Here is a 13473-nt window from a genome sequence, read left to right on the forward strand (position 1 = left end):
TGGAGGTAGAGTGGAATGACTACAGCAACAACCTACACATTTTTACTAGATGGACAATGGCATGAAAGTGAATCAAAAGAGACGATTGAAATCTCTTCACCATATAAAGAGGATCTTGTCGGTCGCGTCCAAGCGATGACGAAACCGGAAGTCGATCGTGCCATCGCTTCAGCGAAAGCGGCACAAGCAGAGTGGGCAAAACAACCAGCTAACAAACGGGCTGAATTGCTTCACGCTTGGGCAACGGAACTCGAGAAACGTGCAGACGAAATCGGTGAAGTCATCATGCGCGAAGTCGGTAAAGGGCGTGCAGATGGCGTCAAAGAGGTCAAACGGACAGCTGAAATCATTCGCTACACTGCGGAAGAAGGTCTTCGTTTCGACGGTCAGATGATGCAAGGGGATTCGTTCCCAGGCGGTAGCGCGAAAAAAATCGCGGTCATCAAAAAAGCACCACTCGGCGTTGTCCTTGCGATTTCACCGTTCAACTACCCAGTCAACTTGGCAGCGGCGAAACTCGCACCGGCACTCATGACAGGAAACGCCGTCGTCTTCAAACCGGCAACACAAGGTTCAATCAGCGGTATCTTGATGGTCGAAGCACTCGTCGCAGCAGGTCTTCCAGCTGGACTCGTCAACATCGTCACAGGTCGTGGATCGGTCATTGGTGATTATTTGACGGCTCACCCGGGCATCAACATGATCACATTTACTGGTGGTACAGGCACAGGACAACATTTGTCGCGTCAATCGGCAATGATTCCACTTGTCCTTGAACTTGGTGGAAAAGATCCAGCGCTCGTTCTTGAAGATGCGAATCTGTCACTTGCGGCAGACCATATCATCAGTGGGGCGTTCTCTTACTCAGGTCAACGTTGTACAGCAATCAAACGCGTTTTCGTTCTTGATCATCAAGCGGATGCACTCATTGAAGAACTCAAGACACGAATCGCGAAATTGACAGTCGGTTCACCTGAACAAGACAGTGTCGTCGTGCCGCTCATCGACACGAAATCAGCGGACTTCGTCGAAGGCTTGATCACGGACGCAACAGACAAAGGCGCAACGCTCGTCTCAGGTGGCGGACGTACGGCGAACTTGATCGAACCAACACTTCTTGACAACGTGACACGCGACATGCGCGTTGCTTGGGAAGAGCCGTTCGGACCAGTTCTTCCAATCATCCGTGTCAACTCAGTCGACGAAATGATTGCATACTCAAACGAATCAGAATACGGTCTTCAAGCAAGTGTCTTCACAGAGAATATCGATGCTGCGTTTGCAGTAGCGGATGCGCTTGAAACAGGTTCTGTTCAAATCAATGGTCGGACGGAACGTGGTCCTGACCACTTCCCATTCATCGGTGTGAAATCATCGGGTCTCGGCGTTCAAGGCGTCGGACGTAGCTTAGCTTCGATGACACGCGACAAATTAACAGTCCTCAACTTAAAATAAGTTTCTGACCGACCTTTCAATCTGCGGAAAGGTCGGTTTTTTGTGCATCCATTTCTCACGCCGTAACGTAAGCTAGAAAACAAATGTCACCCTTTGACGCACAAAGTTTGGCGCTATAGCTTCATTCTCTCTATAATGAAAGAAAATGGACGAGAGAAAAGAGGCGTGTAGGTATGACTGTATCAGACGAAATCATCCCGATTCCGATTCCGACACCATTTCCGGTTGGAGACGTGAACTGCTATGTACTACGAACGGAAGGGGAAAACATCCTCATTGATTGTGGACCGGATACGCTTGAAGCATGGCAAACGATGCAACGGACGCTTGCACGACATGAACTTCAGGTCGAGGATTTAGATCGTGTCATCGTGACACATCACCATGCGGATCATGCTGGGATGGCACATCGCTTTTCAGAGAAAGGCATTCCCGTCTATGGACATGCGCGATTACGCCCATACTTGGAACAGGACGAGACCTTCTTGAACAACGGGGACGCATTCTTGCGTCGATTGGCGACATCGTTTGGCGTTCCGCTAGCGATTCAAGAGATGTTACCAAGCTATCAATCTGCCTTGAAATGGCTTGGAAAAGGTCAACTTGATTTTACATTAAAAGAAGGCGACGCGATTACGCCGTCTGGGCGATACCGGGTCATCGAACTACCGGGGCATGCAAGTGACCAAATCGGAATACTAAGTGACGATGGTGTGTTGTTCGCGGCTGATCACCTGCTCGACCGGGTCGAGCCGAATCCATTGCTCGAGCAACCACAACCAGGTGATGATGTGCTCGTAAAACGTCCTGTTCTTGCGTATCTTGACTCTTTAGAAAAATTACAAAGTGAGCAGATTCGAATCGCCTACACTGGACATGGTGCTCCGATTCGAGATGTTGCGGTACTCGTCGAAGAACGATTGATGCAACGCAAAGCACGTGGTGATCAGCTCTTGAAGTATTTTACGGGAGAACATACGTTATTCGAATTAGCACAAGTGACGTATGGAAACCGATTAAAAAAATCATTCCCTCTTGTCATGAGTGAGATGAAAGCACGCCTCGATACACTCGTCGCCCGCGGTGCGATCACGGTCGAGAAACGATCAGGTATCCTCTACTATTCAAAAGCGGAGGAAGTCTAATGCAGCTCATCAACCGGACGATTGTCATCACGGGTGCTTCAAGTGGACTCGGGGAAGCACTGGCGCGCACTCTGCATAAAGAAGGCGCAAACTTGATTTTAATTGCACGACGCAAGGATCGATTACAAACGTTAGCATCTGAACTCCAGGCAGACTACCTGGTCTACGATTTGGAAAAGGCGCCTGAAATTCTTGCAAAAACACTCGCAAATCGTTATGGACGGATTGATATTTTGATTAATAACGCAGGTTTCGGGGAATTCAGCTTCTTAGACGATACCTCGATTGAAACGATTGAGTCGATGCACCGGATCAACGTCTTAAGTCCCGTTCGCTTAACGAAGGCATGTCTGCCATTACTCAAAGAAGGTGGCATGATCGTCAACGTGGCCAGTCAGGCGGGGAAGTTGCCGACACCGAAATCAACGATCTATTGCATGACGAAAGCAGCGATGTTGCAGTTTTCGAACGCGTTACGTCTCGAGTTACGTCCAAAAGGCATCCACGTCATGACGGTCAATCCAGGACCGATCGCGACAGAATTTTTTGTCCGTGCGGATGTCGACCGGAAGTATGAGCAAAATGTCGCTTCTATCGTCCTATCGAAAGAACGACTAGCTTCGACTGTCGTCCGAGCAATAGAGCGGCGTAAACGTGAAGTCAATGCACCATGGTGGATGGAGCTATCGGCAAAAGGGTACGGCGTGATGCCACGGTTGATCGAGTGGTTAGGAAAACCGGGCTTCGATAAAAAGTGATGACGGAGGAGAACGACAAATGAAAACAAAGGTAATCAGCTTTCTTGCCCTAGGTACGCTGCTCGCAGGCTGTGGAACACCGGATGCGACACCGGAACCGAAGAATGTCTTAGGGACTTCTTATCAGACGATCGAAAAAGAAGCGGAAAAGTCAACGGTTCGGATGTATATGTGGGGCGGCGATGACGGCATCAATGCCTACATCGATGAATACGTAGCATCGCGTCTGAAGAAGGAACACAACATCACGTTAGAACGGGTCCCGATCGAGACAGCGGATATCATTCAAAAACTGCGTGCTGAGAAACAGGCAGGTAAGGAAAAAGGTGTCATCGATGTCGTCTGGATCAATGGCGATAATTTTTTAAATGCTAAAAAAGATGATTTACTGTATGGAGAAATCACAAAAGTCCTCCCGAACATGAAGTATGTCGATGCTGCCGCACAGAGTTCAGATAGTGGTACGAAAACAGACGGACTTGAAGCCGCATGGGGGAAAGTTCAATATACGTTGCACTATGACGCAGCTGACGTGAAGTCGCCACCGACCGACTTGAAAGCACTGAAGTCATGGGTCAAGGAAAATCCAGGACGTTTCACTTATCCGGAAGTGACGGACTTTACGGGGAATGCCTTCGTCCGCCACGTCATGTATGGTGTCGAATCGAATGAAACCTTAAAAGACCCGAAAGCAGACTTCAAGAAGACATGGGCTTATTTGAACGAAATCAAACCGTATCTCTGGAAAAAAGGGAAGACCTATCCAAAGACACTTGCCCAACTCGATCAGTTATACGCGAAGGGAGACGTTGATTTCACGATGGGCTTCAACGAACGACGGGCTGAACAAGAAGTGAAGTCAGGAACGTTTCCGAAACAAACACGTCCGATCGTCTTGAAGGATGGATCAATCGCGTCGACGCATTTCCTTTCCGTACCGTTCAACGCACCGAATCCGAAGGGCGCACTCGTAGCGATCAATACGTTGTTATCACCAGAAGCACAGTTGAAAAAATACGATGCGACGTATTGGGGAGACGGAACGAGTCTTGATTTATCGACACTTGATTCATCAGAACAAAAGCAATTCGCTGATGTACCGGCTGCACCGTCGACACCAAAGCCAAGCGTCTTTGAAGGAAAGGTCCGGACGGAACTCGACCCATCCATTTTCGAGATGATCCGTAAGGAATGGCCGTCTCGTGTGGCGCGGTAACGCGTATCCTGCTGCACTCTTGATGGCAGGCATGGTCTTATACGGGTTATGGATCAGTATCTCGATGACGACATCTGCTGATTACCGCGAGCTACTGACGGATGAGGTCTTTTTAGAGAGTCTAGCCGTCAGCAGTTACGTGGCCATCGTCAGTACGGTGCTCGCGCTGATCATTGGTGTGGTGCTCGCAAGGCTCTTGAGCAGAACACGACTAGCTGCGTTACTTGCGATTCCTTTATTCATCCCTCATCTAGGAGCAGCATACCTCGCGATTCTCTATTTGAGTGATGTGCCTGTCATCGGACCGCATGAAGGGAATTATTTTAGTGTCATCTTGACGTATCTGTATAAAGAAATTCCGTTCGTGTTTTTTTATCTCTTACCGGTGGTCCGGCGCCTTGATTCGCGTTATCAAGAACTCGGTATGATGCTCGGTTTATCACCAGTGCGCCGATTCTGGCATGCGCGGGGTGTTTTCCTGCTCGTTCCGATGCTTGAGGCAGCATTTATCTTGCTTGCCTTCATCCTGTTCGCATATGAGATTCCAGCACTGCTCGGCGTGACCTATCCAAAATTACTTGGCGTCTATGCATTCGATTTGTATACACAAGGCGATTTATCGGAGCAACCACTCGCTTTTGCAATGAGTGTCGTCTTGACGGGAGGACTCTTCCTCCTGCTATTGCTTATGACTGGTTTGACACGCCCACTGGCAACGAAGATCAGTAGGGGGCGAAGCGAATGATGAAAAAAATCAGTGTGATCGTATTCGTTGTACTCCTGTTCATCGTTCCTTTAATCGGTTTGATTCCAGGAGAGTGGAGTTGGAATCCGCGCCTAGAAGCGACGCTCGGTACGACCGTCGCGATGATTTGTGCCGTCGTATTGTTAAATCATCTCTTCGGGTACATGGCAGGAAAAGCGATTGCCTTTCAAACGGGGAAACGGATTCGTATAGCAGAGTTCTTGATTAGTTTGCCGCTGTTCGTTCCCGTGTTATTGCTATCATTCGGTCTCTATTTGACATGGATCCGTCTTGGTTTGGCAGATCGATTTTTCGGTGTCCTGCTCGTGTTGCTTCTGCCGACCTTGCCGTATACAGTTCGCTTGTACACGAACGGATTTCAGGCGCTCGGAGAACGGATGCTTGAACAGATGGTCTTGATTGAGGGGAACCGGTTCAAGCGTTGGTTCTATTTGACGGGACCGATGCTTCGGTCGACGTTACAATCCGTGACGCTACTCGTCACGGTGATCACGATCAGTCAGTATGCACTAGTTGCGTTGATTGGTGGTGGGATCGTCCGCATGATATCACTCGAAGTATTCCCGGCGTATTCTGGTAATTCGCAAGGGGCGGCGCGTCTAGCGACGCTGTGGTTGATCGGGTTGCCCATTCTCTTTTATGCTGGACAAGCCGTTATTTTTTCTAGTTGGATACGAATCGTACGGAGGCGTTTAAATGGAAGTCACGATACAACAAGTCAATAAACGATTTGGAACGAAGCATGTATTGTCTGATATCGATTTAAATATCGCATCTGGACAATGTGTGGCTTTAGTCGGACCGAGTGGTAGTGGGAAAACGACGCTTCTCCGCCTGATTGCAGGTCTCGAACGTGTGACGAGTGGAGTGATTCAGTTCGGCGACCGAGATGTGACTGTCCTTTCACCAAATCAGCGAGGTGTGACGATGATGTTTCAACGGTCGCTGTTGTTCCCACATTTGAACGTCGAACAGAACATCCGTCTCGGCGCCAAACAATTAACACCGATCGAGCTCGAATCCTGGTTACATCGCGTCGGACTCGAGGGAAGAGGAAAAAGTGCTGTTCACGAATTGTCAGGGGGCGAACAGCAGCGGGCGAGTTTAGCTCGTGCGCTGGCAAGTCAACCGGACTTCTTGTTGCTCGATGAACCGTTCTCGAGTCTAGATGTACCGAGACGACGGGAACTACGGACATTGATTCGGAAGTTGACCGAGGAACAAGGTGTCACGACACTCCTTGTCACACACGATCGGGAAGAGGCAATGGCGATGGCGGATATCGTCTATGTCTTAGAACAGGGGCGAATCGTCGATCATGGTACACCGATTACGCTGAGCCAGACCAGCCCGTTTTTTGGCGAAGGCATTCAAATTGAAGAAACATGGCATCCGTTGACGGCAGTCAACTTGGTCTCAAGACCGACGAAGGAGACGGATGAACGTGTTACGATTACGAAAGAACTCATTCAATACGGTGTTCGATTCTACGAAGTCGAACGAGCATCCGGAGAACGACTCGTGCTCTCTTCAGACGAGACGATTCATGAGAAAGAAGGCTATATCGTTAGAAAGGAGGGGTGACATGTTAGATACGCGTGCGCGTAAAATCGTTCAACCCCTATTTGATCAAGGGGCGACCTTATTTAAGAAAATTGGATTATCGGCGACACAGGTGACGATCATCTCCGGCATCATCGGTGGTGCGACGGGCTTTTTCGTCTATAACGACATGATGGGAACGGCGATTGTCTTGTTGTGGATCTCGGGCATGCTTGATGTCATCGATGGAACGATGGCACGAAAAGAAAAGACGACTCCAATCGGCACGATTCTTGACCTTGTTCTCGACCGGATCGTCGAGCTGTCAGTATTGATTGGTCTTGCGCTTCGGTTTCCGGAAACGCAGGTCGTTATTCTGTTGCTCGTCGCATCATTCGTCATTGGGATGACGATGTTCCTTGCAATCGGAGCGGTCAGTGAAAATTACGGCTACAAGTCGTTTCAATATCAACCGGGACTGGTCGAGCGGACGGAAGGGTTCTTATTCCTAACAGCGATGATCCTGTTCCCAAGCGCCATCATTTGGATCGCAATTGTCTTTTTGATTGCTGAACTCTATACGGTCGGGGAGCGATTCCATCAAGCTTCGAAGGTGTTGCGATGAGTGAACAAGAGATGATCATGACCGTGGATCGAGCGGGCAACCTGCTCGGACCTCGTCCACGATCGGAAGTCCACGCAAACGGCTTATGGCATGAAACGTTTCATTGTTTCGTCTATGATCCAAAGCGGGACGTCGTGTTGCTCCAGCAACGGTCTGAACAAAAGAAGGATTTTCCAGGAATGCTTGATATCACGGCAGCGGGTCACTTGCTTGCGGATGAGACAGTCGAGGATGGTGTCCGGGAACTCGAGGAAGAGATTGGTTTGACATGTACGTTTGATCAATTGATACCGCTTGGCATCCAGGAAGAGGAGTTTCGGGATGCGTCACTATGGGACTGTGAGCGATGCCATGTCTTTCTTGCTCGAAGTGATCAAGCGATAGACGCATACGTCCTCCAGGAAACAGAAGTGAAGCGATTGATTGCTTTTTCGATCGAGCAGTTTGAGCGAATCGCTGACATGTCCATCGAGCGTATTCAGGACACGACAGGCGAGTGGTTCGATCGTCGTCAATTCGTTCCGCATCCTTCTTCTTACTGGAGACATGTCCGACAGGGAATCGAGCAATTACGTAAATAGAACGAATGGAAAAGCAATAACGCATGAAGACCTACGATCGAATGTGATTTCGCTCGCAGGTCTTTTTTTTAATCGTACATTCGTTCGACGCAAGAGTAGCGAAATTAAGATATATTTGAGATAATTAAGTATATATACAAAAGAAGGAAAGAAGGTGCAGCCAGTGGCATTACGATTTGCACTACTCGGGCTGCTGACCCAAGGGGAAGCGACCGGTTACGATTTAAGCGCGACTTTCAAAAAACAGATGATCCACTTCTGGACCGCACATCATACTCAAATATACCGAGAGTTGTTGAAAATGGAAGAGGCAGAGCTCGTGACGAGTGTCCATATCGTCCAAGAAGACTTACCGGACAAGAAAGTCTATTCGATTACCGATAAAGGGCGTACGGAGCTCGTTGAATGGTTACGGACACCAAATGAATTCAAACCGAAGATGAAGGATGAGAACTTGATGCGGGTGTCGCTCTTGCATTTGCTCCCACCAGAGGAAGCCGTTGCTTATTTGGAAGAGTCGAAGCGGCACCATCAATTTGCCGTCGAGATGATGCATAGTTGGCGTCACGACCACCTCGAGAACGGTGCAACACTAGGGGAGACCTTGACGAGTGAGTACGGCTTGCGTATGATGTTGAATTACTTGGATTGGTGTGACTGGGCAATCGCGGAAATCAAAAAGAACGAAGCAAACGTCTAACAAAATTGGCTCGACTGTCATGTAGATGGCGGATTCGAGCCAGTTTTATTTTGTAATAGGATTTAGTAAGGAGAGAATCGATGTACTTTAATGACTATGAAGACTGGATTGAGGAAGAGGCGGAAGCATTATTTCGCTTACATGAAGAACCGCTGATACGAGAAGCGATCTCGTATTCGCAATTTACGGCGTATGTAGAAGAAGCACTCCTTGAACCATTATTGCTGAAATTACGTTGGCTCGGAGAAGCAGAAGAAGAGGAGATTCTAGAACGAGCGGATTCAATCGTTTGGGAGAATGCCTCAGGTCATTCGGAAGCTTCCCTTCGGCGAGATGTGTTACGACGGGTCGTCGAGCGAGACTTTACTGCGCATATCCTCGCGTACCTCACACCAATTCTTGAAGCTAGACAAGCTACTTATGAGGCGGAATTGAAGCAGCTTCAATTGGCGCATGCTGAACAAATAGATGAGGTCAAACAACACGAGCAACAGATTGAACTCGGACCGCCACCTAAAAAAGTCAAAAAATGGTGGTACCTCAAAGAAAAAGAAGTAGCACGTTCCTATACGGAGGAAGAACGATCTGCATTGCAAGCCCAACAGCAACAACTCGAGGACGAGTTAAAGCGACTCGAACAAAAAACACGTGAGACAGAAGCTGACCTCGAACGATTGGATTCAATTCACCGTCTATAACGTATGAAAAAATGGAGCACGCGACATGATGTCGCGCGCTCCATTTTTTGTGAATACTATCTATTACGCTTGTGTCGCCAGTTTCGCGAGGACTAGTTTTGCGACTGCTTCACTTGACGCTGGGTTTTGTCCTGTGACGACGTTGCCATCGATGACGGCGAATTCCTTACCGGCATCCGATGTGAGGAAAGTAGCGCCTTCGCCACGAAGTGTCGTCTCAAGCAAGAATGGTACTTTATCTTCGAGACCTGTCGATTTTTCTTCTTCGTCTGTGAAGCCGTTGATTTGACGACCTGAAACGAAAGGTTTGCCATCGATCATGACGTGTGCGAACGCTGCTGGACCGTGACAGACCGATGCGACGACGCCATCTTTTTTGATGACAGCTTCAATGGCACCAGCCACTTGTGGGTTATTCGGGAAGTCGACGACTGCACCGTGACCACCTGGGAAGTAAACGGCATCAAATGATGCTGGATCGACCTCCGAGAGTGCTTTCGTGTCGTGCAACGCACGGCGTGCATCTTGGAATTTCGGCAAGATTTCTTTAACGATCGATGCTTTATCGATCGGGACGTCGCCACCTTTGATCGAAGTGACCGTCACGTCATGTCCTGCATCCTTAAACAGGTTGTATGGTGCTGCGAACTCTTCGAACCATAATCCTGTTTTGTGACCATTCATGTCATCTGCACTTGTCGATACGATTAAAATACGAGCCATAATAAAACTCCTCCTCTGTATGAACGTTACAAAGAAGGAGTTTCCCGGAGATATGAAGAGTTAAACCTCACCGGTGTTCCGTATAGTGATGAACCGGTAGTGTAGCAAGTGCCTGATCGATTTGAGCTTGTGAGATCGACTCTTTCATCGCTTGGACGTTTGCCTGAAGCTGTGACACGCTCGACGCACCAGGAAGGACGATGTCGACCTGTTGATCGATGGCTTGCAACGCAAGCGCAGGAAGCGGGAAATCTTGAAGTTTTTGTAGACTCGCCTCAAGCGTTTCCTTATCGAATTGTTCGAACCGATCAACCGACTGCAGGCGTGAAGCACTCTCATGTGTCAAGAGTCCTTTTGCCAGTGGACCACGGGCAACGACTTGGATGTTTTTCTCTTTTAAGCGTGGCAACAACTCTTCGATGCGGCGATCGAGCAACGAATAAGGCGTCATCAAGTAAGAGAAATTACTATGCTCGAGCCAATATTCGATGACATTCGGGCGCAGTGACGACAGACCATATTCCTTGATCTTTCCCTCTGCTTTTAAATCTTCCATTGCGCGGATCGACGCATCGATGTCATCATCGATCGTGCCGCCGTGGACGTAATACAGGTCGAGATAAGGTGTTTCAAGACGATTCAAACTTTCAAGACAAGCTTGCTTCAGATAGTCATAACTCGGATCCCATGTCCAACCGGTTCCGGTCGCGTTCATCCGATTCCCACCTTTTGAGGCGAGGAACAATCGACTGCGATCCTCTTGTGAGAAGGTTTGACCGATGATGGATTCGACCGCTCCGTTCGCATAGACGTCCGCTGTATCGAAGTGCGTGATTCCAGCATCAAGTGCCGTCCGCAGGATTGCTGTTGCTTCTTCCTGACCGCGCTTTAAGATCGTCATCGTACCTAATCCTAATGACATGTTCAATTCCCTCTTTTCTTAGATGAACTATAAGTTTGGAACTTCTGCATTCTAGTGTATCATATCTGATGAAAAAGACGATTTCGAAGTCTTGCGGCAATACGTCGGAAACGGCATACTAATCATGACAGAGAACGTAAACTAAGATAGAAGAGGGGAACACATCCGATGGAAGAAAAAACGATTGAACGTGAAGTGATCTATGAAGGAAAAGTCTTTGACGTCGAGAAACATGTCGTCACGTTACCGAACGGCAATACCTCGGTCCGTGAATTGGTCTATCATAATGGTGCCGTCGCGATCATTGCTTTTGATGAACAAGGTGATTTGATCGTCGTGGAACAGTACCGGAAGGCGTTCGAGAGTCTATCAATCGAGATCCCAGCAGGAAAACTCGAGAAGGGTGAAGATCCACTCGATTGTGCCGGACGCGAATTAAAGGAAGAAACAGGATACGTCGCGAAAGAGTTACGACATGTCTTTGATTTTTACGGTGCGCCTGGTTTCTGTAGCGAGCGTGTACATATTTATGAAGCAGTCGGTCTGACTGCCGGTGATCGTCAACTCGATGAGGATGAGTTCCTTGAGAATAAGACATTGAAGCTTGAGCAAGCGCTCGAACTCGTTGCAAACGGAACGATCGTTGACGCGAAAACGATCATGGCGATCCAGCATTGGCAAATTCGTACTTTAAAATGATTCTCATTTAAATGATTTTCAGTTGATAATCATTTTAATTTGAAAAAAGACTGATTATCAGCTATGATAATAGCATCAGTTCGAACAAAGGGGGCGTTATGATGGAAAGTCGTGTAGAACGCATCAAAAAACAGCTAAGCGGTAAAGGATATAAGCTGACTCCCCAACGTGAAGCGACTGTGCGTGTCCTGCTCGAACATGAGTCGGATCACCTCAGTGCCGAAAATGTCTTTCTCCTTGTAAAAGAAAAGAACTCCGACATCGGACTTGCGACGGTTTACCGGACGCTCGAATTATTGACGGAGCTTGAAGTCGTCGATAAGGTCAACTTCGGAGATGGCGTATCCCGGTTTGATTTACGACAAGAAGGTGCGAGTCATTCGCATCACCATCTCGTCTGTATCGAATGCGGATCCGTCGAAGAGATTTTAGATGATATGCTTGAAGAAGTAGAGAAAGAAATCGTGTCCCGATTCCACTTTAAAATCAAGGATCACCGCCTGACATTCCATGGCGTCTGCCGTGTCTGCCAAGAGCGCCATGCTCGGGAAGCGTTGGAACAATCGCAAACACAAACAGTCTGACCGTCCGACGAAATTTCGGATGGTTTTTCTTTTTCAATTTTTATAGGTCAGACCTCTTCACAACGGTTTACACCTTTGATATGATGGGAAAGTAAGCGATTTCGTAAACGAAGAGGATGAGTTCAGTGCGTGAACAACTGGAAGCATTTATCAATTATTTAGTGATTGAACGGCAAATGTCCGCGAATACGGCAGCTGCGTATCGAAATGATTTAAATCAATACTTACAGACGCTTGAAACAGCGGAAGTTTCCTCGTTCGAACAGGTTCACCGACATCATATCGTCGACCATATTGAACGATTGCTTGAAGCACGAAAGTCACGATCGACGGTTCGCCGGGCGACGAGCTCGATCCGTTCGTTTCATCAATATTTGATCGAAGAGAGACTTGCGACACACGATCCGTCTCGTCATCTTGATTTACCGAAACCGGAGAAGAAGTTGCCCGTCGTCTGGAGTCAAACGGACGTCGAACGCTTGCTTGATTCGGTCATCGGTGTCGATCCGCTTACACGACGAGATGCAGCAATGCTTGAGCTTCTCTATGGAACAGGCATGCGCGTCAGCGAACTGCTCCAACTGAAGTTGAACGATTTGCAACTCGAACTCGGGTATCTGTCGTGTCTTGGGAAAGGGAACAAATCCCGGATCATCCCGATGAGTACGACATCGATTGAGAGCGTCAGGACATATCTTGACCTCGCGCGCAACAGTCTCGGTGGTCAACAGACGGACGACGTCTTCTTAAACAGTCGCGGTGATCGTTTATCACGGCAAGGGTTTTGGAAGATGATCAAGCGACGGGCAAAGGAAGCGGGTATTGAAAAAGAGATCACACCGCACGTCCTGCGCCATTCGTTCGCGACCCATCTACTTGAAAATGGTGCCGATTTACGCGTCGTACAAGAAATGCTAGGACACGCTGATTTGTCGACGACACAAATGTATACACACGTTAACAAAGCACGACTCCACGACGTGTATAAGAAACATCATCCACGGGCATGATGGTTCTATCTTTTAAAGGTCTGACTTCAGACAAATGATGCGTTTTGTC

At 48.2% G+C, this 13473-nt stretch carries 16 protein-coding genes; 14 read left to right on the forward strand and 2 right to left on the reverse strand.

Translation table 11 applies throughout. From position 1 onward, the window contains the following. Positions 1 to 15: 15 nt before the first annotated feature. The 11 genes from KNQ03_RS09910 to KNQ03_RS09960 all read left to right on the forward strand — a co-directional run bounded on the left by KNQ03_RS09910 (position 16) and on the right by KNQ03_RS09960 (position 9486). Positions 16 to 1455: an NADP-dependent glyceraldehyde-3-phosphate dehydrogenase gene (locus KNQ03_RS09910; protein ID WP_050678501.1), complete on the forward strand. Its 1440-nt coding sequence runs from the start codon at positions 16 to 18 to the stop codon at positions 1453 to 1455. Between the two features lie 173 nt (positions 1456 to 1628). Next, positions 1629 to 2600: an MBL fold metallo-hydrolase gene (locus KNQ03_RS09915; protein ID WP_058265148.1), complete on the forward strand. Its 972-nt coding sequence runs from the start codon at positions 1629 to 1631 to the stop codon at positions 2598 to 2600. Next, the gene (locus KNQ03_RS09920) at positions 2600 to 3358 is read left to right on the forward strand and encodes an SDR family NAD(P)-dependent oxidoreductase (protein ID WP_214724521.1); all 759 of its coding nucleotides are present in this window, start codon (positions 2600 to 2602) and stop codon (positions 3356 to 3358) included. Before KNQ03_RS09915 ends, KNQ03_RS09920 begins: the two co-directional genes overlap by 1 nt. A 19-nt stretch (positions 3359 to 3377) precedes the next feature. Further along, the gene (locus KNQ03_RS09925; protein WP_214724523.1) at positions 3378 to 4574 is read left to right on the forward strand and encodes an ABC transporter substrate-binding protein; all 1197 of its coding nucleotides are present in this window, start codon (positions 3378 to 3380) and stop codon (positions 4572 to 4574) included. Next, positions 4561 to 5319: an ABC transporter permease gene (locus KNQ03_RS09930; RefSeq protein ID WP_214724525.1), complete on the forward strand. Its 759-nt coding sequence runs from the start codon at positions 4561 to 4563 to the stop codon at positions 5317 to 5319. Before KNQ03_RS09925 ends, KNQ03_RS09930 begins: the two co-directional genes overlap by 14 nt. After that, positions 5316 to 6065, forward strand: a complete 750-nt coding sequence (locus KNQ03_RS09935) for an ABC transporter permease subunit (protein ID WP_244290108.1) — start codon at positions 5316 to 5318, stop codon at positions 6063 to 6065. Before KNQ03_RS09930 ends, KNQ03_RS09935 begins: the two co-directional genes overlap by 4 nt. Continuing rightward, positions 6037 to 6924, forward strand: a complete 888-nt coding sequence (locus KNQ03_RS09940; protein WP_064300242.1) for an ABC transporter ATP-binding protein — start codon at positions 6037 to 6039, stop codon at positions 6922 to 6924. Before KNQ03_RS09935 ends, KNQ03_RS09940 begins: the two co-directional genes overlap by 29 nt. A 1-nt stretch (position 6925) precedes the next feature. Next, on the forward strand, positions 6926 to 7507 hold the full coding sequence (locus KNQ03_RS09945) for a CDP-alcohol phosphatidyltransferase family protein (RefSeq protein ID WP_023467668.1): 582 nt from the start codon (positions 6926 to 6928) through the stop codon (positions 7505 to 7507). Next, positions 7504 to 8088: an NUDIX hydrolase gene (locus KNQ03_RS09950; RefSeq protein WP_149427009.1), complete on the forward strand. Its 585-nt coding sequence runs from the start codon at positions 7504 to 7506 to the stop codon at positions 8086 to 8088. The genes KNQ03_RS09945 and KNQ03_RS09950 overlap by 4 nt, the downstream gene beginning before the upstream one ends. A gap of 163 nt (positions 8089 to 8251) precedes the next feature. Then, positions 8252 to 8788, forward strand: coding sequence for a PadR family transcriptional regulator (locus tag KNQ03_RS09955; RefSeq protein ID WP_023467670.1), 537 nt, complete (start codon positions 8252 to 8254; stop codon positions 8786 to 8788). An 80-nt stretch (positions 8789 to 8868) separates the two neighbouring features. Further along, positions 8869 to 9486, forward strand: coding sequence for a hypothetical protein (locus KNQ03_RS09960; protein WP_149427010.1), 618 nt, complete (start codon positions 8869 to 8871; stop codon positions 9484 to 9486). Positions 9487 to 9549: 63 nt separating this feature from the next. Here the strand turns inward: KNQ03_RS09960 and KNQ03_RS09965 are convergent, their stop codons facing one another. Both KNQ03_RS09965 and KNQ03_RS09970 read right to left on the reverse strand, forming a co-directional pair. Further along, a complete protein-coding gene (locus KNQ03_RS09965) occupies positions 9550 to 10209 on the reverse strand; it encodes a type 1 glutamine amidotransferase domain-containing protein (RefSeq protein ID WP_023467672.1) in 660 nt (219 codons plus the stop codon). A gap of 67 nt (positions 10210 to 10276) precedes the next feature. Next, positions 10277 to 11131 (reverse strand): aldo/keto reductase, encoded by an 855-nt coding sequence (locus KNQ03_RS09970; protein WP_023467673.1) that lies wholly within the window; start codon positions 11129 to 11131, stop codon positions 10277 to 10279. Between the two features lie 168 nt (positions 11132 to 11299). Here KNQ03_RS09970 and KNQ03_RS09975 point away from each other — a divergent pair, with 168 nt between their 5' ends. The 3 genes from KNQ03_RS09975 (at position 11300) to xerD (ending at position 13424) form a co-directional block, all read left to right on the forward strand. Next, a complete protein-coding gene (locus KNQ03_RS09975; RefSeq protein ID WP_214724527.1) occupies positions 11300 to 11830 on the forward strand; it encodes an NUDIX domain-containing protein in 531 nt (176 codons plus the stop codon). Between the two features lie 101 nt (positions 11831 to 11931). Beyond that, the gene (gene fur / locus KNQ03_RS09980) at positions 11932 to 12414 is read left to right on the forward strand and encodes a ferric iron uptake transcriptional regulator (RefSeq protein WP_023467675.1); all 483 of its coding nucleotides are present in this window, start codon (positions 11932 to 11934) and stop codon (positions 12412 to 12414) included. A gap of 125 nt (positions 12415 to 12539) precedes the next feature. Beyond that, positions 12540 to 13424 (forward strand): site-specific tyrosine recombinase XerD, encoded by an 885-nt coding sequence (gene xerD / locus KNQ03_RS09985; protein ID WP_214724747.1) that lies wholly within the window; start codon positions 12540 to 12542, stop codon positions 13422 to 13424. Positions 13425 to 13473 lie beyond the last annotated feature (49 nt).

The organism is Exiguobacterium sp. s143 (genome assembly GCF_018618895.1).
In the GTDB taxonomy this organism is placed as follows: domain Bacteria; phylum Bacillota; class Bacilli; order Exiguobacteriales; family Exiguobacteriaceae; genus Exiguobacterium_A; species Exiguobacterium_A abrahamii.